This window comes from Micavibrio aeruginosavorus, from assembly GCF_051245535.1.
Taxonomy (GTDB): domain Bacteria; phylum Pseudomonadota; class Alphaproteobacteria; order Micavibrionales; family Micavibrionaceae; genus Micavibrio; species Micavibrio aeruginosavorus_D.
On sequence record NZ_CP195303.1, the window covers coordinates 209,834 to 231,702 of the forward strand.

Genomic DNA, 21,869 nt, shown 5'->3' on the forward strand with positions numbered 1-21,869 from the left:
TCTGGCGTTCTTGTGTAAAACTGGGGCCACGTTACACTATCGGACATCACGCACCCGCCGCGAAAGGGAACATACGCCACAATGGAAAGCGTCTATCTGGTCAATGCCTCGCTTCTGCTGGGGGCCGCCTTGGTTCTGGTCGGAATTTTTTCCAGCCTGATCGCCACGCGGTTCGGCGCGCCGATGTTGCTGGTCTTCCTGGTCATTGGCATGCTGGCGGGGGAAAGCGGTCCCGGTGGGCTGGAATTTGACAATTATCGTCTGGCCTATCTGATCGGGTCGCTGGCGCTGGCGATTATTCTGTTTGATGGTGGTCTGCGCACCCGTATCAATAATTTCCGCAGTGTTCTGGCCCCGTCCATGGTGCTGGCCACGGTTGGCGTTTTGATGACGGCGGGGTTGATGGCGGTGCCGGCGGTGTATTTCCTGAACCTGACATGGGCACAGGGATTTCTGCTAGGCTCCATTGTGGCCTCAACCGATGCGGCGGCGGTGTTCTTCCTGTTGAAATCCAGCGGCCTGTATCTGCGCCACCGCGTTGGGGCTTTGCTGGAAGTCGAATCCGGCACCAACGATCCCATCGCCGTGTTCTTGACATTGATGATGGTGCAAATCCTGTCCATGGTGACGATGGAGGGGGCCGTGGTGCAAATGGCCTCAATCTTCGTCCTGCAGGCCGTGGTCGGTACGTTGGTGGGGATCGGCGGCGGATTGTCGGTGTCCGCGTTGCTGAACCGCATTCACCTGCCGGGTGGGTTGCACCCGTTATTTGTTGTCGCCTTTGCCGTGTTTATTTTTTCGACGGCGGCCCTGTTACAGGGCAGCGGGTTTTTGGCGGTTTACATCGCTGGTTTAATCATGGGCAATCGCCCGGTCCGGGCGTTTCCCAGCATCGTTAAATTCCACGATGCGGTGACATGGCTGTGTCAGATTGTCATGTTTATCGTGCTGGGATTGTTGGTTAACCCGGCCAAGTTGATGGAATATGCGGCGCCGGGATTGGGGTTGGCGTTGTTCCTGATCTTCATTGCGCGTCCCGCGATGATCTGGGTCTGTCTGCAACCGTTCCGATACAAGCCTAAGGAAAAATTATTTATCTCATGGGTGGGCTTACGCGGCGCGGTCAGTATTTTCCTGTCCACCCTGCCGGTTCTGGTCGGGTTGCCACATGCCGAAGTGTATTTCAACACGGCGTTCTTCGTCGTTCTGGTGTCGCTGGTGTTGCAGGGCTGGACCATTCCGCTGATGGCGCGGCGTTTGGGCATGGGTTTGCCCAACACGGTGCCGCAAGTGCGCCGGGTTGAACTGGATCTGCCCGGTCAGTTGGATATGGAGCTGGTCGGTTACACCATTACCGAGGACAGCAACTTCTTCCGTAATCGTATCCTGCCGTCGTGGGCGCGGCCGTTGATGGCGGTGCGTGAAAATACCATTGTCGATATTGATAACAGCACGGCCTTCCATGTTGGTGATTACGCCTATTTCCTGGCCCCGCCGCATCAGGCCCACCGTCTGGACCGATTGTTTGCGTCCGATGGTGATGATTCCGCGCCGGTTCAGGTGGGGGATACGATCTTCCAAAGCTATTCGGTGTTGCCGGATGCCGTGATGAAAGACCTGGCCGAAGAACACGGATTCCGTGTGCGGGCAGAGGAAGAGGGGTTGAGCGTTCAGGAAGCGTTCGACATGCACTTCCTCGGGCGCCCAACGGTGGGGGATAAAATCACCTATGACCGTGCCATTATGATCGTGCGGGCGTGCAATGCCGGGGATATTACGGCGGCGGATATTGTCGTCGAAACCATTAAAACCGGGCCGGATGTGTCGGCGGCGCGCGCGTTGTTCAACCGGTTCGTGCGCCCGTCATCATAAATCAATACGCAATCGTCATGACCAGCGGCGTGTGGTCGCTGGCCTTATCCAACGCGCGCGGGTCGCGGTCGATTACGCAATCTTGCAATCTATCCGCAATGGTGGGGGAGAGCAGGAAATGGTCGATGCGGATGCCCTTATCCGCGGGCCAAGCCCCAGCCTGATAATCCCAGAACGTATATTGGCGCGGCGCGTTATTGACCACGCGCAGCGCATCGGTCAGGCCCAGCCACAGCAGGGACCGAAACGCGGCCCGGCTTTCCGGACGGAACAAAGCGTCATTCTCCCATGCTTTCGGGTCGTAACAATCCTCCGCTTCCGGGATCACGTTGAAATCCCCGCCAACGGCAAAGGGAATGCCGTCACGCCGCAAACTGGCCAGCCGATCTTTCAACCGCGCCATCCATTTTAATTTGTACGGGAATTTTTCACTGTCCACCGGGTTTCCGTTGGGCAGGTAAATATTGATCAGGCGCAAGCCCTTGATTTCAACTTCCAGATACCGCGCCTGTCCATCCGCATCATCACCGGGCAGGCGGTTGAGAATGACGGTAATCGGATGCGGCGATAAGACGGCCACGCCGTTATACGCCTTTTGTCCGACAAATTCGGCGTTATATCCGATGGCTTGAAACACATCGGCGGGGAAGGCTTCGCCCTTCAATTCCTGAATCATCAAAACATCCGGGTGATGGGCCTCAACCCAGTTTTTGGCGTGGTCTAACCGCGCTTTGATCGAATTGACGTTCCATGTGGCGATTTTCATTGATCTACTTTCCGTTTGGTCCCGGCTTTCCGAAGGCGGGCTTGAGCACATGGTGATACGAATCTTCTATGAGACCGAGAATCTCTTTATCTATCTCGTTAAAATCCATAATAATGATTTTGTATTTTTCATAGAGCCAGTATTTAAGATGGAGTGCGTAGGTTCCTTTGTTGCCATTCCCTAAATGTTCGTTGAGACGTCTCTTTAGATTTGTTGTCGATGATCCAACATATAAAATGCGTGATGGTGTATTTATTCTTGGGCATTTTCTATCACTTTCGTTTTTGTACTTTTTCATTGTTTTAAAGGTGTTTTTGGGGCAGCCATCAATCTGTTCAATTATATAAATGGCGTTTTTCACATCTTGAAGGGTATCAATTTCTGTTGGGTTAATCTCAAATTCCTTAACCGGGCTGAGCTCTTTTGCGGCATTGCATTTTTGAATAAGCTTATCGAAATATTCTAAACGTAAATTTTTCATGCTCTTAATATCCTCTTGCTTATGGGATCCAACCCATTTTCCAATCACCCATGGGCACGATTTCTGCCGGATGGCCGTTATCATGGAACCATGAATCGGCGGCGTAACGCTCGCCTGTTTTAATATCGATCAGCGCGGCGGTCTGGTGTGGGCCTTGGGCCACGAAGATCGGAACGCGGGCGGTGGGGCGGGTGGTTTTGTGGAATTTTAACAAACCCGCTTCTTCCATCATGGCCAGATACACGGTGGCGTTCGTGCTTTCATCCACGCAGTCCAGTTGATAGGGGCCGAGTGTACCGTATGTTCCGGCCACATCAACGGCGGTGCCGGTTTTCTGACCCACAACGCGCTCCATCAATCCGATGGATTTGGCAATGGCGGCCCGTTCGGCGGGCGCGTTGGTGATGGTCTGGCGCAATGGCGCGGTGGCCTTGCTCCATTCAGCGGATGACAGCGACACGCGGTCGCGTGATGCGCACCCATACCCACGGCAGACATCGAATGATTTTGGTACGGGGGCGGTCAGTTTCTTCTGCTCGAAATATCCGGCATAGGGGCGCGGTTCATTCACATCCACACTGGCGCACGCCGTCAGCAGCAAGCATATAATGGCGGGGGTGAAGAAAAATGATTTCATCATCACATGGCAAACGATGTGCCGCAGCCGCAGGACGATGTGGCATTCGGGTTTTTGATCTGGAAGCTGGCGCCGACGAGGTCTTCGACATAATCAACGGTCGAGCCATTCAGGTAATCGAGGGACACGTCATCGACCAGCACGCGGATGCCGTCATGGTCGAACACATGGTCGTCACTGGCCACATCGCGGGCGAAGCCGAATTTATACTGGAACCCTGAACATCCACCACCCAGAACCTCGACCCGGAGCATCAGGTCCGGGTTGGATTGCGCGGTCTGGAGCGCCTTCATCCGGCGGGCCAGGGCATCGGTCAGGGTGATTGTGCGGGTCTGTGTGTCCATACACTATATATAGAGTGCCATGGGGGGTATTTTCAATTCCCCATTAACGCGTTAATCTGGCCCGGAATTTCAACCTGTTACGGATAATCGCGTGATGAGCAATTTGGCCGCTGACCAAGCCACCTATAATTACTGTGCCCTGCCGCTGGCGTCTTATGCCTGCCGTCCGGACCAAACGGCGGGGCGGATTTATCCGTCCACGGAATCGGCCACCCGCACCCCGTTCCAGCGTGACCGCGACCGGATCATTCATTGCAGCGCGTTTCGCCGCCTGAAATACAAAACGCAAGTGTTCGTCTATCACGAAGGCGATCATTTCCGCACCCGTCTGTCCCATACGATCGAAGTCGCGCAAATTGCCCGGTCACTGGCCCGCGCCTTGTTTGTGAACGAAGATCTGGCCGAAGCCGTCGCACTGGCCCACGATCTGGGCCACACACCGTTCGCGCATGTGGGCGAAGATGTGATGGTGGAATGCATGAATGATGTGGGTGGGTTCGATCATAACGATCAATCACTCCGCGTCCTGACGCATCTTGAACGCCGCTATCCGGCATGGCCGGGCCTGAACCTGACATGGGAAACGCTGGAAGGTGTGGCAAAACATAATGGCCCGTTGCTTAAAAAGGGCGAAACACCGGAATCTGCTGGACTGCCCGTGACCGTGACAATGGTGAATGACCAGATGGATTTGCGTCTGGACACCTATGCCTCGGTTGAGGCACAGGTGGCGGCGTTGGCTGATGACATTGCGTACAATAACCATGATGTTGAAGATGGTTTGCGCGCAGGGCTCTTCACGCTGAACGATCTGCGCACCGTGCCGTTGCTGGCCGATATTATTCCGCAGGTCGAAGCCGAATGGCCGGATTGCGAACCAAAAATCATCATCTTCGAAGTCATCCGCGAAATGATCGGCGTGATGATCGAAGATGTTCTGGGCGAAACCCGCCGCCGTTTAAAAGCATTGAACCCATCCAGCGTCGAAGACGTGCGTATGGCGGGCCATGCCATGGTGGCGTTTTCCGACCCCATGCGGGACAAGGTCGATGGTCTGCGCGAATTTTTGTATGAAAATATGTACCGCCATTACACCGTCCGCCGCATGCGGATGAAGGTCAGCCGCGTGGTACGGGATTTGTACGAAGCGTTCATGAATGAATACCATCTTCTGCCCCCGGATTGGCAAAAACGGGTGGAAGACGTGGGGGGTGGAAAAGCCGACGGAATCCGGCCCCGGGCGCGGATTGTGGCCGATTATATCGCCGGAATGACCGACCGATATGCCATAAAAGAGCATGAACGCCTGTTCGACCTGCACTGGGATTTGCGCTGATTTTCTTAACCTGCTGATTTTTCAGTGATTTTGCGGGGATATAACCCTGCGGATAAGACTCAAGGAATGCTTGAGGAAAAGCCCCGGTTTTCCTAAAGTAGTCCCCATGACCTACCATGATGAATTTGATGATCCCGAAGGGGGAAACCCCTTTGGCCGGATTGCGCGGGCGCTTGAAAATGGGCGCACGCGTTTGAGCGCACGCGCACCGTTCCTGACCGTTTTGATGGGGTTGGGCGCGCTGTTTATTCTTCTCGCTGTCTTCTGGGTCAGTTACCCGCGCGGTGATGATCCGACGCGTCCTGTCCCGATGGTGCAGGCCGATGCCGACATGGCGTCCGCGTCCTATAAAACCACGCCGGATGATCCGGGTGGAATGGACATTCCGTACCGCGACAGCACCTTGTTCGACACGCTGCGTTCCGCCAACAATGCGGAAGATGGTGCCAGCAAGGTTGAAAACCTTCTGCCCCCGCCGGAAGAGCCGATGACGCGCGAACAAATGTTTGCTGGTTTGAAAACCGAAACATTGACGCCGGAAACGGGTGCGCCCGTGACGGAAATGGCCGAAGCCGATGTGGCCAGCGGTGAACCGGTTGCAAAAATGGTGAACGATGATTTGAGCGCCGAACCAAAACCGGACCCGGCCCTGGAAAAAGAACCGGCCGTTGAAGAACTGGAAAAAACCGCGGATGAAGAGCCGATTAAACCGGCTGAAGACTCCAAACCGGCAGGCATGCCGACCCCGGTGATTGCCCCGGAAAAGAAAACCGATATCCGCAGCGCGGAAAAGGTTGAAGAGAAGGTCGCCGCCACCGAACCCGCCGCCGGTGCCGCCGCACCTGCTGTAAAGGCAGTGCAGGATGGAACGCATTTCGTTCAGATGGCCAGCGTGAAGGACGAAGCCGCCGCGCGTGCCGAATGGAAGAAAATGCAGGCCGCATTCCCCGCGCAGTTGGGTAGTGTTGAACTGCGCGTGCAGAAAGCCGATCTGGGCGCCAAGGGTGTGTTCTACCGCATTCAAGGTGGACCGCTGAATCAGGATCAAGCCAAATCGATTTGCACGGCCATTGCCGCCAAACGTCCCGGGGGTTGCATTGTTGTCGCCCGTTGATCCGCATAACGCGCCGCTGGCGGCGATCTTCGGTCTGTCAGGTACGACCCTGACGGATGAAGAGCGTGCGTTTTTCAAAACGGTCAATCCTCTGGGCTTTATTTTGTTTGCGCGCAACGCAACCGACCCGACGCAATTGATCGCGCTGACCGCTGATCTGCAATCTTTGCTGGGGCGTGAAGTGCCCATCCTGATCGATCAGGAAGGGGGCCGCGTGGCCCGTCTGCGTCAACCGCACTGGCCCGCAACTGTGGCCGCCCAAAATCTGCCGGACACGGCGGCGGTTGCGGCCCAAAGTGGGGCCATTGCCGATACGCTGAACGCCATGGGCGTGAACGTAAACTGCGCCCCGGTTCTGGATGTTTTGTTTGATGATACGCATGCCGCCATTGGTGACCGTGCGTTTTCCAAGGATGCGGCGATTGTATCCGAACGCGCCATTGCATCCTGCCGCGCCTATCTGGCGAAGGGTGTGGTGCCGGTGATTAAACACATGCCGGGGCAGGGGCGCGCAACGCTCGATTCCCACCTCGATCTGCCGCATGTAAAGGCCGCCATGGCGGATCTGGAAGCGGTTGATTTTCTGCCCTACCGCGACCTGTTGAAACAGGATTTCGTTGATGCGGTGTGGGGCATGGTGTCACACATCGTTTATGACGCCGTTGATAATGTTCTGCCCGCCACATGTTCACCCGCTTTGATCGGTGGCGTGATCCGCAAGCAACTGGGTTTTGATGGCCTGTTGCTGACCGATGATATCGTTATGAATGCGCTGGGCCGCATTGGCGATATGGGCGTGCGGGCGAAGGCGACGCTGGATGCCGGGTGCGACATCGTCCTGCATTGCAGTGGCAAGATGGATGAGATGAAGGATGTTGTTGCGGCCATTCCGGTGATGACCGCCGATGCGGTACGCCGTTATAACCGCAGCCTGCCCGTATCGGGGCAAGGCCCGAATGTTGCGTATGGGGGATTGCATGTCTGATGAAATGATGGACGCCGATTCCGGTTTTGAATTGGACGATGTGATCGGGTTTGAAGAAGACCCGCCGCGCGATGGCATGGAACCGGGCGAATATAACCCGGATGAATTGCTGCTGAACATTGACGGGTATGAAGGCCCGATTGATGTCTTGCTGGTCATGGCCCGCGACCAGAAGGTGGATCTGGCGAAAATTTCCATCCTGCAATTGACGCGCCAATATTTGGCCTTCGTCGATCGTGCCAAGGCGATGAATCTGGATCTGGCCGCCGAATATCTGGTGATGGCGGCGTGGCTGGCCTATCTGAAATCGCGCTTGTTGTTGCCGCGCGAAGAATCCAAGGGCAATGAACCGTCCGCCGACCAAATGGCCGAAGCGCTGCAATTCCAGTTGCGCCGTCTGGGTGCAATGAAGAATGCGGCCAGCGCGCTGTTCAATCGCCCGTATCTGGGCAACGGTATTTACCCGCGCGGCATGCCCGAAGGTCTGGGCGTTAAAACCGACATCACGTGGGACATTACGCTGTTTGATTTGCTGAAGGCCTATGGCGATATTCGCCGCCGTCAGGAATATGCAACGTTTGAATTGCCTGTCTTCTCCGTCATGACGATGGAAGAGGCGCTGGACCGTGTGGGCACCATGCTGGGCAAATTACCGCGCAAGGGTCCGTACAGCGCCTGGGTCACGATGAACAGCCTGATGCCGGAAAAAATCAAGGACCCGCTCTATGGCCGCTCATCCATGGCGTCCACCTTCACCGCCGGATTGGAATTGGTGAAGCAGGGCAAGGTCGAAATTAAACAAGACGGTTTGTTCCGCCCGATTTATATGCGTGCGACCTTTGTTGACCGCGACCGCGTTGGTGGGCCGGATGATGAACAATCCGATGATATTCAACAAGACAACAATCCGGATGCCGCCGATGGATTTGATGGCGAATCCGAAACCAGTTACGCCGAAGCGGGAGTATAAAAGATGAGCATGGATGACAACGATTCCAAAGAAATGATCAGCGACAACACCATGGCCAGCGTTGCCGAAATCATGGCGCAAGCCATGGATGAGGACGATGCCGAGGACATGGAGTCGATCGAGGACATCGCCGAAGCGGTTGAAGCCGATCTGGCCGCTGGCGAAGAATCCGATGAAGATGTTTTCGAAGCGGAAGAGGAATTTTCGGAGGATGAAGTTCTGGCGTCCGATGCCGAATCTGTCGAAGGTGAAGTGGAAGAATCTGGCCCGTTGGATACGATCCGTATTCTCGAAGCGTTGCTGTTCGCATCTCCCGCGCCGTTGAGCATGAGCGCGATGCGCGAACGCCTGCCGGAAAATTCCGATGTCGGCGGCATGCTGATGAAGCTGAAGGAAGAATACGCAACGCGTGGCGTTCAGTTGATGGAGATGGACGGCCATTGGGCGTTCCGCACCGCTGATGATCTGAACGATGCCCTGTTGCTGAAACGCGAAGTGCGCCGCCCGCTGTCCCGCGCGGCCATGGAAACAATGGCGATCGTGGCGTACCACCAGCCGGTGACGCGTGCGGAAATTGAAAACATCCGTGGCGTTGTCATTGCCAAGGGCACGCTGGACATCCTGATGGAATGCGGCTGGGTGAAGCCGGGCCGTCGCCGTGAAACGCCGGGCCGCCCGCTGACCTGGGTCACGACCGCCAGCTTCCTGGACCATTTCGGTCTGGAAACATTGAGCGAACTGCCGGGTCTGGATGATCTGAAGGCCTCCGGCTTGCTGGATCGCCGTCCGGCCATTGAAAACATTGCCCCCGATCTGTTCGACCAGATTGAAGAAAGCGATGCCAAGTCCCTGAGCGAAGAGGACGAGGACGACGAAGAAGCCGCAGGCGGTTTCGAAGCGCACTTCAACGCAGAAGATGCCGAGGCCCCGGAAACGGAAGAAGACGCCAACGCCGAACTCTCCGCCATGATTGATGACATGGAAGAAGAGGGTGCAGAAACCGTAGAAGCCGCCGCATCATCCGATGACGATGATGAAGACAGCGACGAAGAAGTGGATTCTGATGAAGACGACGATGAAGATGATGCCGACGATTCAGATGATGAAGACGGCTATGACGATGATGAAGAAGATGAGGACGAAGAATGAGCATTGGCATCTGGCAAATTGGCCTGATTATTCTGGTGATTGTCCTGCTGTTCGGCGCGGGCCGCGTGCCGCGCTTGATGGAAGACATCGGCAAGGGCATCAACAGCTTTAAAAAAGGTCTGAAAGACGGGGACGATACCCCGCAGAAGATCGAAAAGAAAAACGATCAGGATCCGTCCTGATCGTTTCCTGCGTATGCGCCGCCCCATAACCGGGACCAGCCCCCATGTTTGATATCAGTTGGGCCGAATTGTTCATTGTCGCCTTGGTTGCGATTTTGGTGATTGGTCCGTCCGACATTCCGAAAGTAATGATGTCGCTGGGCCGTATGGTTCGGAAGATGCAGCATATTCGTTTTGCCCTGACGCATCATTTTGATGATGTCATGCGGGCCGTCGATGTCGAAGACATGCGCAAATATAACGAAAAATCATCCGCAACAACACCCGATACGGACGAAGCCGACGCCGATGATGATGCCGATATTGTTCCCGTGAAACGCGATGTCGAAAAAACGGGTGAGTTGCAATGACACAAGCCCCCGAACAGATGGAACCGGATCATAATCCAAAGCCGCTGGTCGATCATTTGGTCGAATTGCGCAATCGGTTGATGTGGTGTTTTCTGGCGGTGATTGCGGGCACCGGTTTTTGTTACCTGTTTGTTCAGGATATTTACGGGTTTCTGGTGCGTCCGCTGGCCGATGCCATGGGGGATAATGATACCCAGCGTCTGATCTACACAAACCTGACCGAAGCCTTTTTCACCTACATAAAAATTTCCTTCTTTGGTGGGTTGTTTTTAATGTTTCCGGTGCTGGCCGTGCAAATCTGGGGCTTTATTGCGCCCGGCCTATATGGGCGGGAACGGCGCGCCTTCTTGCCCTATCTGGTGGCGACGCCCGTGTTGTTTATCGCCGGGGCCGCGCTGGTTTATTACTTCATCATGCCACTGGCGTGGCGATTCTTTCTGGGGTTCCAGAGCACGGGCGCGGAAACCGCCTTGCCGATCCAGTTGGAAGCGCGGGTCAGCGAATATCTCGATCTGGTCATGGTGCTGATGTTTGCCTTTGGGCTGTGTTTCCAGTTGCCGGTCTTGTTGTCGTTGATGGCGCGGGCAGGGCTGATCACGGCGGAAACGCTGGCCAGCCGACGTAAATACGCCATCGTGGCCATTTTTATTGCGGCGGCGCTGCTGACCCCGCCGGATATTATTTCGCAAGTGGGGTTGGCCATTCCGCTGATCGGGCTGTACGAAATTTCGATCCTGCTGGTTCGGCGCATTTGTAAAGAGCGCGCGGCACGCCATGGCGCATGATCCGGTCAATCTGCTAAATCGATATCAGGCGCGTATCAATGACGGCGGGTTACAACCCGACCCGTATCAGGAACGTGCCATTGAATCCCTGCAAATGCTGGCCGATGACATTCTGGCGCGTCCGGCGCGGCGTGGGATGTTTGGCCTGAAACGCAAACCGCAACCGATCCGGGGGTTGTATCTGTATGGTCCGGTGGGGCGGGGCAAATCCATGGTGATGGATTTGTTTTTTGCCAGCCTGCCGGACGGCGTCAAAAAGCGCCGGGTCCATTTCCATGATTTTATGATCGGTGTGCATGATTTTATGCATAATCGCCGTCTGGCCGCGTCGGGCAAGGCGGACAATGATGTCCGTGATTCCGCCCTGCTGGCCTTTGCCGACGATCTGGCCAAAAACGTCCGGGTTTTGTGTTTTGACGAATTTCACGTCAGCAACGTGGCCGACGCGATGATTTTGGGGCGGTTGTTTACCGCCCTGTTTGATCAGGGCGTGGCGGTGGTTATGACCAGCAACCGCGCCCCGGATGACCTGTATAAAGGGGGGCTGCAACGCGACCGCTTTCTGTCCTTTATCGACCTTCTGAAAAACCGGATGGAGGTTTTGCCCCTGTCCGGTCCGGTCGATTATCGCCTTCAATATCTGGAATCGAGCGGGGTGTATTTCTCTCCACTCGGGGCCGCCGCCCACACATGGGCCGACCAGATTTTTGTCCACCTGACTGACGGCGTCGAAGCCCATGCGGATACGTTGGAGGTGCGGGGGCGGACCGTGCCCGTCACGCAAACGGCGCGCGGTGTGGCCCGGTTCACATTTTCCGAATTGTGTGAACACCCGCTGGGGGCGGAGGACTACATCACCATCGCCCGGACCTATCACACCATCCTGCTGGAGGGGGTGGCGAAATTGGGGTATGATCGTCGCAACGAAGCGGTGCGTCTGATGACTCTGGTCGATGCATTGTATGATGCCGGAACACGGTTGATCATCACGGCGGATGCGCCGGTCGATCGTCTCTATCACGGGCATGATCATGCGTTTGAATTTCAACGCACGGTCAGTCGTCTGACTGAGATGCAAAGTACGGATTGGTTCGCCCGGACCGCCCCATCGGTCAGCGAATGGCGGCAAAACGATACGGATCGATCTGACGCAAAGGGCTGAAAAGTGCGATTTTGCCAAATACGGTCCGTGGCGTATCTTTATTTATGAATGCCTGTGGATGTGCTTTGAAAATCAAGCTGTTTCAGTGTGTTAGATTAAGCTCTAAAGTCTGCCTTTCATGCGTTGTCTGCGGTCCTCATGGCTTTAAATCTTTGTGAAAGTCTTTCCTGTAAATTGGTGTGAGATGTTTGCATTCATTCATAAGCTTTTGTTTAAGAACGGAAAAAGTGACGCTCTGCCGGGCCGGGCCCCGCGGAATGATGCGCGTTACGAAATAGAAAAGCAAAAAGCCCGATCCGGGTCGCTGGATGAACGTCTGGCCATTGCCAAAAATCCGGAAACACACCCCGAAATTCTCTACTATCTGGCGCAGGCCGATCCGTCCGATGACGTGCGCCATGCCGTCGCTGAAAACCATGCAACGCCGTTGCAGGCCAGTTTGCTGATCGCCAAGGATTCCAGCGCGGATGTGCGGCTGGCTCTGGCCGAACGTCTGGTGCGCCTTCTGCCCAACCTGACTCAGGAGGAGCAGGCGGCGCTTTACGCGCATGCGGTCCAGACCCTCGGTCTGCTCGCGCTCGATGAAGTTCTGAAAATTCGTAAAGCGCTTTCGGCGACGTTGAAGGACAAGGCCTATGCGCCGCCATCCGTCGTGTCGACCCTGGCGCGGGACGTGGAGCGGACCGTGGCGGAACCGATTTTACGGTTTTGCGCCGCCGTGCCGGATGATGTTCTGATCGAAATTCTGAAAATGCACCCTGAGGATTGGGCCTCCGAAGCGATCGCCGGGCGTGACCATATCAGCGGCGGTGTTTCGGTCGCCGTGATTGAACACGGCAGCGCGGCCGCCGGAAAGACCCTGATCGAAAACAAGGGGGCCGACATTGGCCCAACCCTGTTGCAAAGGATTATCGACCGGGCCCGGGATTTGCCGGAATGGCAACGCTCACTGGCCGACCACCGGAGCCTACCCCCGGAGATGGCGGAAAAGCTGGCCGAGTTCGCCAATGAATCCGTCCGCCTGATTTTGGTCCGCAGCGGAAAATTTGACCGTCGCACGACGGAGGAGGTGGCCACCGCCTTCAAACGCCGTCTGGGGTATGCCGCCAACCAATCGGACAAAGCCATTGATGCCGTAACGGACGGTGATAGCCCGCAGAATGTCGGCCCGCCGGACGGCAAGCCCGTGAAGTCCGAAGAAGAACAATATGCCTACGCGGCCCGCATGGCGCGTGAGGGGCGGCTGGACGAAGAAATGTTGTCTGACGCGCTGGCGATGCAGGATTATGATTTTATCTACGCCGCGATCAGCATTATGGGCCGGGTGACATTGGCCGATGTGCGCCGTGTCTTTGCCCTGCGCGCGCCCAAGCCCATCGTCGCCTTGTCGTGGAAGGCGGGGTTGAGTATGCGCATGGCCCTGCGCCTGCAACAGGATCTGGGCCGCGTTCCGCCGCGGCAATTGCTGTACCCCAAAGGGGGCACGGATTACCCGATGGACGAGGACGAGCTGCGCTGGCAACTGGAATTCCTCGGGCTGGAAGCCGCCTGATTTCAAATCAATACATTCTGTAAAACATGCTGCCGGGTCTGCGGGGGCTTGTTACGCCCTTGCCCTTGTTTGTCGGGCCCGAAGGGGCTATGTCTGTGATCAGGTTTTTCTTACCAAAACGGAACGACAAAGGGAGTCTTTAAGATCATGGCACGGAACAAAATCGCCCTGGTGGGTGCGGGACAAATCGGCGGTACGCTGGCCTTGCTGGCGGGCATGAAAGAACTGGGCGATATCGCCATTGTCGACATTGCCGAAGGCGTGCCACAGGGCAAGGCGCTGGACATTGCCGAAGCCGCCCCGGTCGAAGGGTTCGATGCGAAATATTCTGGCTCCAATGATTACGAAGTGATCAAGGACGCCGATGTTGTGATCGTTACCGCAGGTGTTCCGCGTAAACCGGGCATGAGCCGTGATGATTTGATCGGCATCAACACCGGCGTTATCAACGCCGTTGGTGCGAACATCAAAAAATATGCACCGAACGCCTTCGTGATCGTTATCACCAACCCGCTGGACGTGATGGTTGAAGTGATGCAGCGCGCGAGCGGACTGCCGGCGAACAAAGTTGTTGGTATGGCTGGCGTTCTGGACTCTGCCCGTTTCCGCCACTTCCTGGCCGAAGAATTCAAGGTGTCGGTTGAAGACGTCAACGCCTTCGTTCTGGGTGGTCACGGCGATACGATGGTGCCGCTGGTACGGTATTCCAGCGTGGCCGGTATTCCGCTGCCCGATCTGGTGAAAATGGGTTGGACCACACAAGAGAAACTGGACGCCATCGTTCAGCGTACGCGCGATGGCGGTGCCGAAATCGTCAACCTGCTGAAAACCGGTTCTGCGTTCTACGCTCCGGCATCCAGCGCGATTGCGATGGCGGAAAGCTACCTGAAAGACAAACGCCGCGTGCTGCCGTGCGCGGCGCGCCTGAACGGCGAATACGGGATTAAAGGCCTGTATATCGGCGTGCCGGTTGTGATCGGTAAAAACGGGGTTGAGAAGATCGTCGAGATCGAGTTGAACGCCGAAGAGCAATCCATGTTCGACCACTCCGTGAGCGCGGTGAAGAGCCTGGTTGCAGCTATGGAGAAAGCAGCCTAATAAGCTTTTTCAATGATTTACGGGGAAAGGGGGCTGTTTCAGCCCCCTTTTTCTTGCCAAATCCGCCAGAATTGGGCAATGTTTGGACATAATAATAAAAATAAGAAGGGTAAGGTTCGTGGGGAACGTCAATTTTCACAACACCACAGAGAAATCTCCGGCTCATCCGGATCTGGTGAAGCGCAAATTCAATTGCGCGGGCCGCCTGTCGCATGATGTCTATGCCACTGGATTTGAACGGGTGCGGGCGCTGGCCGGGATGATGCCGGAGCAAGCCGCCACCGCCATGGGAATCAAGCCCGAGGCGTATATGACGCTGGAGCAGGGCAAAACCCGCCCCGGTCGCAAAACCATTGAGGCGTTCTGTTCCGCGTTGCCTTGTCACCCGTTGGATTTGCAGGATGAAAAAGCCCAATCCCCCTTGCCGCGCGTGATGATTGAAATTTTACAGGATCTGGCCGCGAACAGCGGAGCCCAACGCGCGGATCGCCGCCGGGCGGTGGATCGCTTGCGTATGGAACATGAATGCGCCGCATGGATGATGGACACCCACGGTGATGCCGGTTTGGATGTTTTGAAAACCGCCGAAGGCGCGGTGGATATCCGCACCATCATGGGGTCTGTTGATGATGATATGCGCCATTGGTTGCGGCTGGATGATCCGCGCGGATTGATGGATACGGCGCTGGATCATTATGTTTTTGCATTGGATGATATGGTGAATGATCAATATGCGTTGATCGACCATTGCAAATCCGTATGCAACCGCAATTATGATGGTTTGTTGTCTTTCGGCCTGACCCTGTACGGGTCGAATAATTTTTCCCCGGCGCTGGTTCGCATGTGGGCGGCCAGACAGGAGCATGGTTTTGACCATGTTCGTGATGCCGTCAATGATACACCAAATGTCTTTGGCCCGATGCATGACCGTTTGTTCACGACCGGAGCCGTAACGATTGATGGTGTGCGCATGAATGTGCGCACGGCCATAAACCGCATGCTCGACCATGTGGATACGCACATTACGATGTGCGAAGCCGTAAAGGGGACGACAGGAATTTTTGACCAGATTCAGTCGTTGAAGAGCCAGAAAGAATCCATTCTGAATTGGCGTGGGTCACTGAAAACACAAACCTTGCTGGCGTGGTGCGAAAACCACCGCCGCATTGACGTGACCGCATTGGATTCGGTGGATCGGGCGCTGGGACGCGGTGGAAATATCGCACCAAAGGCGCAACCGTAACAGGCTCTAAGCACTCGGCGTGTTCAGGATCAACGGGCTGGGGCGGGGTTGTTGTTCTGGCTCCGTGCGTGCCTGCTGATTTTCACCCAATGATGCAATGGAAAATGTAGCGCGCAGCGCGGGCACGCTGGCCTGTAATTCGCCTTCGGGTGCGTATGTTGCGGCGGCACTTTTTCCGGGGCGGCAGGCTGCTTCCTGAGCATCTTCGACAATGGACAGCATTTTCTGACCCGTGGGGTCTTCCAGTTTCTTCTCAATCGCCTTTTCATAGGATGAAATTTGTTTGTCCGCCGATTTGTTCCCGGCCAGACCTTTGTTCGCATTCACTTCCCACCCGGATGCGGCCTCACCATTCTGTAATTTCTGCGCGTTGCCGGGGCCGATATTATAACCGGCATAAACGATGGGGAAGCTTTCCGGTTCGGCGGGATCGACATCCAGTTTCTGGGCGATATCCTTGCTGTAGTATGCGGCCGTGTATGTTGCCGCTTCCGGTGTTTCGCGTAATGAATCGATCAAGCGGCTATTGTTTTTCGCATAGGATCTGATTTCCGGCCCGTCCATGTCCTTGGCTTTGTCGTGGATTTTTTCGATTTTTGCGGCCTGTTTTTCCAGACCCTGCGCTTCCAGCCGTTTGGCGATTTCATCGCCATTCTTGGCCAGTGTTTCCACAACGGCGTCGCGGCTGACCTGAAAATCGCCCTTCACGCCCGTGTGGCTGGTCATTGTATCGTGTGTACTGAATTCGCTTTCGCGGCCCCACATACCGACCAGCAATTCCGGCGCAACGCCGCTGGCGGCGGCGGCATCGGGCAACACGCTCATAACGCGCGTTTGACGGTCGGTTAAATCGTTGGGAAGGGATTGGGGCGTGATGACGCCGCCATCCTGAACCACTGCGCGGGCCGGGCCAAAATCAATCGGTTTCGGCGGGGTCGCGGGTTCGGTATTTTTGTCTTTGTCTTTTGCCATGGGCCTATACTCTGATTTATGCGGCGGTTGCTCTCCCCCTGTTGAATTCTTTTCTTTCGATCTGCGAACAATTCTAAGCTGTAGAGGTTAAGAAACAAAAAACCCGCCAGTGTAATTGGCGGGTTTTTTGAAATCTTTGTGTGGCCGTTATTGCAGAGCCAGTGCCGGAATAACCGGGGCCGGGCGTTGCTGTGGATCGGGTTGATCCTGCTGCGCCACGTCGATACCCTGTGCCGGTTTGGCAAAAGCCAGGCTGGCCGGTTGGGCGGAAACCTTCACGCCACCGTCAGGATCATATTTGCTGGCGGCGCTGCCCGTTTCGCGGGACAGATTATTGGCCACCTGTTGTTCACGTTCGGCACGGAGAACGGCCACAACAGCCTGTGGCGGAACGTGGGCTTTGTTCAGTCCATCGCCATGGTAATAGCTTTTCCCGGCCATATCTTTCGGCAGGGAGGCCCATTCCATGGACATATTGCGCATGAACCGATCTTCGCTCATGTCACCGCTCAAGAATTTGCTCAGGCCACGGCGTTCCATCAGAACACCAGCCATTTTATCCTGCATGTCGCGGTCGAACATTTCATTCCCGCTCAAGCCCATTTCATTTTTCAGGCCGCGCAGGGTCTTCTCAATAATCTGATAACGGCCAGCGGCAGAGTTACCCGGGTCGTTGTTCTGCCAGGCTAGAACCTGGTTCACCGTCATGCCGGTGAAGTTCACATGGCGGTTGCCGAACGCGGTGTCATAGGATTGACCCGTTTTGTTGTTCTTCTCGCTATGCTCACCCGTAGCAATCAGGTCGAGCAGGTTTTTCGGCGGGTCCAAAGCAATGGCGCGCGCCTTGCTGAAATCTGTTTTGCTGAAATCTGTGCGGCTTTCCCATTCGCCGTCATGCGCCTTCACATCGTTGCGCCATCCGCGATATTGGGTGTCGTCCATGCCCATGACGCCCGCGAACAATTTGTTCAGGCCGCCTTGGCTGCCGCTATCGGGGTCCAGAAAAGACATGAAGTACATCATGAGCTGGGCCAGAACCTGTTGCAGGAAGCCCAGTTGGTTATAGCCGACAGCGCCCGGTAGTGCCGCCTGTTTGCGCGGATCCACCCCGTTTTGAACGGGGGCGGGCTGGGTCGTGTTTTGTGTCGTATCTACCACCATAGTCCTACACCCTTGTTTTTATTATACTTATTGGGGCCTCTGTCAGGCTCTTCCTGTCTGTGATTGCCCCCATAATATCGAAAAAGCCCCTGTTTTGTCAAACTTTTCCGCCTTTATAATCAGGCCATCCCCATGCTCATGGTCTGGCCGCTCATGGCCGCGCGGCGGGTCTGTTCGGTCATGTCCATATCCGCGCCCGGCTGTTGCGGTGTGGCGGCGGTCGGCTGGTTCGGGCTGGCGGCTGAAGCGAAGGCGCTGCTCATGTCCGTTCCGGTATTGATATCGGATTTCGCAGCGGATGTGCCGATGCGGCTTGTGGCGGTTTGTTCAACGGAAACGGAAGCCACTTGCTGTTCTTTTTCAATTCCAACAGCGTCTCTTTGCGCAAATTTTTCGCGCCCCTTGTCCATTTCCTGGGTTACGTAGGCGCGTAGCGATTCTGGTGTTTTATCCAGAATTTCTTCGCGGGTAATTTCACCTTTTAAAATCTTCTCGCGCGTATCATCATCTTTCAGCCATGAACGGTACGCGCCCATCTCTTTCATTTCGCTGCGATTGTCTTTTTGAGCGTTTCTCAGCTCCTGTTTTGAATCGTCCAGTTTTTTCTGTGCCGCTTCAAGGCTCTGTATCGCTTCCAGTTGTTCTTTCTGACGAGCGCTCAAATTATCTTTGGCTTCCAGCAATTCTTCTTTTGCATTGGCTAAATCGCCTTTGGCAATGCCCAGCTCTTCAACTTTTCTCTCTTTTTCTGCAACAAGATCTTTTCCTTCGTCAATCTTGTCTTTTAGTGCCTCGCGGGTCACTTTCAGCTCGCGGCCCAATCCTCTGATTTCTTTTTTAAGGCCTTGCAAACCTTCGTCGTAATAAGCGCGCATTTCCTTCAGGTCGGCGCGCTTGTTCTCCAAATGCGCATTCTCAGCGGTTTTTTCTTCGGCTGCTTCTTGCGCTTGAACGGCGGCATCCTTTGCCTCGCTTGCTTGCGCATCCTTGTCGTTGAACTTCTCGGCCAGAACCTCTTTTTTGGTCTGCATCGATTCGTATTTTTCGAACGAAGTCAGTGCATTCGGATTGTCGAGCTGGTCCTTGCTGATATCCTGCTTCTGTCCATCCTGGTTAACGACATCGCCTTTTGCGTTGACGAACAGTTTTTCACCGGTTTCCGGGTTTGTGGGCGCGTTGGCTTCCAAGGCGTTCAGGCGGCGGGCGACTTCCGTGTTGTCCTGCGCGACGACATCTTTTTCTGCTTCGGCTTGTTCGGCGACAGCAGCATGCTGTTCGGCGGCCTGTTGATTGGCGACGATGGCATCATCGTTGGCTGCTATTTTTGTTTCCAGTACGGCGGTCTTGGCATCAATTTGTTTGATTTCTTGTTCAGTATCGGCTTGCTGTTCTTCCAGAACTTCAATTTTTGCAACCTGTTCCGCTTCTTGTGTTCTCAGTGCGGCTTGTTCTTGCTGGTTCTGATCAATTTTTTGATCCAGAACGACAAGCTCTTCAGTCAGTGTTTCAACGCGAACTTCTGCCTTCGCAACATTTTCTTCTGCGCGCTCTACTTGCTGTTCGGCCTCGGCAACGCGTTTATTGGCTTCGTCGACACGTTTTTGCGCTTCTTCAACAGCCAGTTGGTTTTGGCGTACGTTTTCTTCCAGCTGCCGAATATATTGTGCGTAGCGAATGGCCTGGCTTGTGCGTTCTTTTTCTTTTTGCTCTGCGCGCTCTTGGCCACCGCGCAGGCTGTTGTTCACCGGACCATCGGTGCCCATACGCTCGGCCAATGTTTCCATGGCGTTCAGGCGGCGCAGGGCTTCATGGCCGTGTTGTGATTCATCATATATGCGGTCGACATCATTTTCGGCGCGCAGGGCCCGTTCATTCGGCTCACCCGCTTTAGCCTCAAAAATCGGGCTGAGGGCTTCGATCGCAGCAGTTTTCTGCTCTGGTGTTTGGATGGAGGCATCCGCGCGGTTTTGCGGCTGAATGTCTTCTATATCTGCCGTTTGGGTGGCGATCTCTTCAATCTCGGCCGTCTTCATTTCAACGGCGGTATCTTGAAGCGCGATTTCTTCTTTCAGCGCTTGAACGGTTTCAACCGCATCATTATTCAGCTCCATCTCCCGGCGCGCGGATTGCAGCGGGGCGGTATCGAACAGCGCGCGATCAGCCTCGGCGCCCTTCATGCCGATCGTGACGGTCGATTCATTGAAGATGCGGCGATACGTGCCGCGTTCGACATCATATACAGCGTTGGTTTCGTTCGGTGTTTGGCCTGATTCTGCCACTTCATATCCCCCAGGGTGTACTCACACGCCCCCATAATGCGCGAAAACGAATAATATTATGTTAAAAGATCAAGTTTTATTAAAATTTTATCTATCTAATCAGGAAGATAGCCGGGGACATGCGTGTGAAACGGGGTTTGCGGCTTTGCAAAACAGGGCCCGAGTGCTAAATCACAGGGGTTACGTTCTGATAACCCACCTGATCCAAACGGGGTCCAAATGAATATTCATGAGTATCAAGGCAAAGCCCTGCTGAAAAAATACGGCGTTCTGGTGCCCGAGGGCATTCCGGCCATGACGGTTGCCGAGGCTGTGGCCGCGGCGAAACAACTGCCGGGTCCCCTGTATGTTGTGAAATCCCAAATCCATGCGGGCGGCCGTGGCGCCGGTAAATTCAAAAACAATCCGGAAGGCAAGGGCGGCGTTCGTCTGTGCAAAACGGTTGATGATGTGAAAGACGCCGCCGAGGCGATGCTGCACCAGACTCTGGTGACCAAGCAGACCGGCCCGGATGGTCAGAAGGTTCAGCGCCTGTACGTCACCGACGGTGTGGATATTCAAAAAGAATATTACTGCTCGGTCGTTCTGGACCGCGCAACGTCCCGCGTGACGTTCATGGTCTCCACCGAAGGCGGTATGGATATCGAAGAAGTGGCCGAAACGCACCCGGAAAAAATCATTCGCTGTGCGATTGATCCGGTGACGGGCATGCAGGGCTTCCACGCCCGCAAGCTGGCCTTCGGTCTTGGCCTGTCCGGCGATGCGTTGAAGAGCGCGCAAAAATTCTTCATGTCCCTGTACAAAGCGTTCGTGGACATGGATTGCTCGATCGTTGAAATCAACCCGATGATCGTGACCGACAAAAACGAAGTGATGGCGTTGGACGCCAAACTGAACTTCGACGATAACGCCTTGTTCCGTCACCCGGACATTGCCGATCTGCGCGATGAAGCCGAAGAAGACGAGAATGAGCGTTTGGCCAAGGATTGGGAATTGTCCTATGTCCGTCTGGACGGGAACATTGGCTGCATGGTCAATGGTGCCGGTCTGGCCATGGCGACCATGGACATTATCAAGCTGTATGGCGGCGAACCCGCCAACTTCCTGGACGTGGGCGGCGGTGCAACGACCGAACGCGTGACGGCGGCGTTCAAGATCATTCTGTCTGACAAGAATGTGAAGGGCGTGCTGGTCAACATTTTCGGCGGCATCATGAAATGCGACATCATCGCCAATGGCATCATCGCCGCGGCGAAGGAAGTGTCGCTGTCGGTTCCGCTGGTCGTTCGTCTGGAAGGCACCAATGTCGAGCAGGGTAAGAAAATCCTGCGCGAAAGCGGTTTGCCGATTTTGTCCGCTGACAATCTGGCTGATGCGGCCCAGAAGGTCGTGGATGCCACCAAAAAAGCTCTGGCCGCGTAATTCGCCATT

Annotated in this window: 21 protein-coding genes; 14 read left to right on the forward strand and 7 right to left on the reverse strand. The window is 55.3% G+C overall.

Annotated elements, in window-relative coordinates; genetic code table 11:
- The first annotated feature begins 81 nt into the window (after window positions 1-81).
- Window positions 82-1,872 carry a potassium/proton antiporter gene (locus ACSC94_RS01050; protein ID WP_435641221.1) on the forward strand — a complete coding sequence of 597 codons (1,791 nt, stop codon included), beginning with the start codon at window positions 82-84 and terminating at the stop codon, window positions 1,870-1,872.
- A gap of 1 nt (window position 1,873) precedes the next feature.
- Here ACSC94_RS01050 and xth read toward each other — a convergent pair whose 3' ends face one another.
- The 4 genes from xth to erpA are packed head-to-tail and all read right to left on the reverse strand — an operon-like array spanning window position 1,874 to window position 4,100.
- Window positions 1,874-2,638 (reverse strand): exodeoxyribonuclease III, encoded by a 765-nt coding sequence (gene xth / locus ACSC94_RS01055; RefSeq protein WP_435641222.1) that lies wholly within the window; start codon window positions 2,636-2,638, stop codon window positions 1,874-1,876.
- A gap of 4 nt (window positions 2,639-2,642) precedes the next feature.
- Window positions 2,643-3,119, reverse strand: coding sequence for a GIY-YIG nuclease family protein (locus ACSC94_RS01060; RefSeq protein WP_435641223.1), 477 nt, complete (start codon window positions 3,117-3,119; stop codon window positions 2,643-2,645).
- A gap of 19 nt (window positions 3,120-3,138) precedes the next feature.
- Window positions 3,139-3,759 (reverse strand): hypothetical protein, encoded by a 621-nt coding sequence (locus ACSC94_RS01065; RefSeq protein ID WP_435641224.1) that lies wholly within the window; start codon window positions 3,757-3,759, stop codon window positions 3,139-3,141.
- Entirely contained in the window at window positions 3,759-4,100 is a 342-nt protein-coding gene (gene erpA, locus ACSC94_RS01070; protein ID WP_435641225.1) for an iron-sulfur cluster insertion protein ErpA, read from the reverse strand. Before erpA ends, ACSC94_RS01065 begins: the two co-directional genes overlap by 1 nt.
- Window positions 4,101-4,194: 94 nt before the next feature.
- Here erpA and ACSC94_RS01075 point away from each other — a divergent pair, with 94 nt between their 5' ends.
- The 12 genes from ACSC94_RS01075 (at window position 4,195) to ACSC94_RS01130 (ending at window position 16,026) form a co-directional block, all read left to right on the forward strand.
- On the forward strand, window positions 4,195-5,436 hold the full coding sequence (locus ACSC94_RS01075; RefSeq protein WP_435641226.1) for a deoxyguanosinetriphosphate triphosphohydrolase: 1,242 nt from the start codon (window positions 4,195-4,197) through the stop codon (window positions 5,434-5,436).
- Window positions 5,437-5,542: 106 nt separating this feature from the next.
- Window positions 5,543-6,550, forward strand: a complete 1,008-nt coding sequence (locus ACSC94_RS01080) for an SPOR domain-containing protein (protein WP_435641227.1) — start codon at window positions 5,543-5,545, stop codon at window positions 6,548-6,550.
- Window positions 6,537-7,535 carry a beta-N-acetylhexosaminidase gene (gene nagZ, locus ACSC94_RS01085; RefSeq protein ID WP_435641228.1) on the forward strand — a complete coding sequence of 333 codons (999 nt, stop codon included), beginning with the start codon at window positions 6,537-6,539 and terminating at the stop codon, window positions 7,533-7,535. The genes ACSC94_RS01080 and nagZ overlap by 14 nt, the downstream gene beginning before the upstream one ends.
- Window positions 7,528-8,505 (forward strand): segregation and condensation protein A, encoded by a 978-nt coding sequence (locus ACSC94_RS01090; protein WP_435641229.1) that lies wholly within the window; start codon window positions 7,528-7,530, stop codon window positions 8,503-8,505. The genes nagZ and ACSC94_RS01090 overlap by 8 nt, the downstream gene beginning before the upstream one ends.
- A 3-nt stretch (window positions 8,506-8,508) precedes the next feature.
- Complete coding sequence (scpB, locus tag ACSC94_RS01095) at window positions 8,509-9,654, forward strand: SMC-Scp complex subunit ScpB (RefSeq protein WP_435641230.1); 1,146 nt, start codon at window positions 8,509-8,511, stop codon at window positions 9,652-9,654.
- A complete protein-coding gene (gene tatA / locus ACSC94_RS01100; protein WP_015466933.1) occupies window positions 9,651-9,836 on the forward strand; it encodes a twin-arginine translocase TatA/TatE family subunit in 186 nt (61 codons plus the stop codon). The genes scpB and tatA overlap by 4 nt, the downstream gene beginning before the upstream one ends.
- A gap of 44 nt (window positions 9,837-9,880) precedes the next feature.
- On the forward strand, window positions 9,881-10,186 hold the full coding sequence (locus ACSC94_RS01105; protein ID WP_435641231.1) for a Sec-independent protein translocase subunit TatA/TatB: 306 nt from the start codon (window positions 9,881-9,883) through the stop codon (window positions 10,184-10,186).
- A complete protein-coding gene (gene tatC / locus ACSC94_RS01110; protein WP_435641232.1) occupies window positions 10,183-10,971 on the forward strand; it encodes a twin-arginine translocase subunit TatC in 789 nt (262 codons plus the stop codon). Before ACSC94_RS01105 ends, tatC begins: the two co-directional genes overlap by 4 nt.
- Window positions 10,961-12,133: a cell division protein ZapE gene (gene zapE, locus ACSC94_RS01115; RefSeq protein WP_435641233.1), complete on the forward strand. Its 1,173-nt coding sequence runs from the start codon at window positions 10,961-10,963 to the stop codon at window positions 12,131-12,133. The genes tatC and zapE overlap by 11 nt, the downstream gene beginning before the upstream one ends.
- Before the next feature lie 184 nt (window positions 12,134-12,317).
- On the forward strand, window positions 12,318-13,685 hold the full coding sequence (locus ACSC94_RS01120; RefSeq protein WP_435641234.1) for a DUF2336 domain-containing protein: 1,368 nt from the start codon (window positions 12,318-12,320) through the stop codon (window positions 13,683-13,685).
- 147 nt (window positions 13,686-13,832) lie between these two features.
- Window positions 13,833-14,783 carry a malate dehydrogenase gene (gene mdh / locus ACSC94_RS01125; RefSeq protein WP_435641235.1) on the forward strand — a complete coding sequence of 317 codons (951 nt, stop codon included), beginning with the start codon at window positions 13,833-13,835 and terminating at the stop codon, window positions 14,781-14,783.
- A 118-nt stretch (window positions 14,784-14,901) separates the two neighbouring features.
- Window positions 14,902-16,026, forward strand: a complete 1,125-nt coding sequence (locus tag ACSC94_RS01130; RefSeq protein WP_435641236.1) for a helix-turn-helix domain-containing protein — start codon at window positions 14,902-14,904, stop codon at window positions 16,024-16,026.
- Window positions 16,027-16,032: 6 nt separating this feature from the next.
- On the opposite strand, the gene ACSC94_RS01135 is transcribed toward ACSC94_RS01130, so the two are convergent.
- The 3 genes from ACSC94_RS01135 to ACSC94_RS01145 all read right to left on the reverse strand — a co-directional run bounded on the left by ACSC94_RS01135 (window position 16,033) and on the right by ACSC94_RS01145 (window position 20,438).
- Window positions 16,033-16,998, reverse strand: a complete 966-nt coding sequence (locus tag ACSC94_RS01135) for a hypothetical protein (protein WP_435641237.1) — start codon at window positions 16,996-16,998, stop codon at window positions 16,033-16,035.
- Window positions 16,999-17,145: 147 nt separating this feature from the next.
- On the reverse strand, window positions 17,146-18,159 hold the full coding sequence (locus ACSC94_RS01140; RefSeq protein ID WP_435641238.1) for a hypothetical protein: 1,014 nt from the start codon (window positions 18,157-18,159) through the stop codon (window positions 17,146-17,148).
- A gap of 119 nt (window positions 18,160-18,278) precedes the next feature.
- Window positions 18,279-20,438 (reverse strand): hypothetical protein, encoded by a 2,160-nt coding sequence (locus tag ACSC94_RS01145; RefSeq protein ID WP_435641239.1) that lies wholly within the window; start codon window positions 20,436-20,438, stop codon window positions 18,279-18,281.
- 219 nt (window positions 20,439-20,657) lie between these two features.
- Between ACSC94_RS01145 and sucC the strand changes: the two genes are divergently transcribed.
- On the forward strand, window positions 20,658-21,860 hold the full coding sequence (sucC, locus tag ACSC94_RS01150; protein WP_435641240.1) for an ADP-forming succinate--CoA ligase subunit beta: 1,203 nt from the start codon (window positions 20,658-20,660) through the stop codon (window positions 21,858-21,860).
- Window positions 21,861-21,869: the final 9 nt, after the last annotated feature.

Excerpts from the sequence above, each read along its gene's own strand:
- ACSC94_RS01050 (WP_435641221.1), top strand. The coding sequence starts at position 82 with ATGGAAAGCGTCTATCTGGTCAATGCCTCGCTTCTGCTGGGGGCCGCC.
- xth (WP_435641222.1), bottom strand. The coding sequence starts at position 2,638 with ATGAAAATCGCCACATGGAACGTCAATTCGATCAAAGCGCGGTTAGAC.
- ACSC94_RS01060 (WP_435641223.1), bottom strand. The coding sequence starts at position 3,119 with ATGAAAAATTTACGTTTAGAATATTTCGATAAGCTTATTCAAAAATGC.
- ACSC94_RS01065 (WP_435641224.1), bottom strand. The coding sequence starts at position 3,759 with ATGATGAAATCATTTTTCTTCACCCCCGCCATTATATGCTTGCTGCTG.
- erpA (WP_435641225.1), bottom strand. The coding sequence starts at position 4,100 with ATGGACACACAGACCCGCACAATCACCCTGACCGATGCCCTGGCCCGC.
- ACSC94_RS01075 (WP_435641226.1), top strand. The coding sequence starts at position 4,195 with ATGAGCAATTTGGCCGCTGACCAAGCCACCTATAATTACTGTGCCCTG.
- ACSC94_RS01080 (WP_435641227.1), top strand. The coding sequence starts at position 5,543 with ATGACCTACCATGATGAATTTGATGATCCCGAAGGGGGAAACCCCTTT.
- ACSC94_RS01090 (WP_435641229.1), top strand. The coding sequence starts at position 7,528 with ATGTCTGATGAAATGATGGACGCCGATTCCGGTTTTGAATTGGACGAT.
- scpB (WP_435641230.1), top strand. The coding sequence starts at position 8,509 with ATGAGCATGGATGACAACGATTCCAAAGAAATGATCAGCGACAACACC.
- tatA (WP_015466933.1), top strand. The coding sequence starts at position 9,651 with ATGAGCATTGGCATCTGGCAAATTGGCCTGATTATTCTGGTGATTGTC.
- ACSC94_RS01105 (WP_435641231.1), top strand. The coding sequence starts at position 9,881 with ATGTTTGATATCAGTTGGGCCGAATTGTTCATTGTCGCCTTGGTTGCG.
- tatC (WP_435641232.1), top strand. The coding sequence starts at position 10,183 with ATGACACAAGCCCCCGAACAGATGGAACCGGATCATAATCCAAAGCCG.
- zapE (WP_435641233.1), top strand. The coding sequence starts at position 10,961 with ATGGCGCATGATCCGGTCAATCTGCTAAATCGATATCAGGCGCGTATC.
- ACSC94_RS01120 (WP_435641234.1), top strand. The coding sequence starts at position 12,318 with ATGTTTGCATTCATTCATAAGCTTTTGTTTAAGAACGGAAAAAGTGAC.
- mdh (WP_435641235.1), top strand. The coding sequence starts at position 13,833 with ATGGCACGGAACAAAATCGCCCTGGTGGGTGCGGGACAAATCGGCGGT.
- ACSC94_RS01135 (WP_435641237.1), bottom strand. The coding sequence starts at position 16,998 with ATGGCAAAAGACAAAGACAAAAATACCGAACCCGCGACCCCGCCGAAA.
- ACSC94_RS01140 (WP_435641238.1), bottom strand. The coding sequence starts at position 18,159 with ATGGTGGTAGATACGACACAAAACACGACCCAGCCCGCCCCCGTTCAA.
- sucC (WP_435641240.1), top strand. The coding sequence starts at position 20,658 with ATGAATATTCATGAGTATCAAGGCAAAGCCCTGCTGAAAAAATACGGC.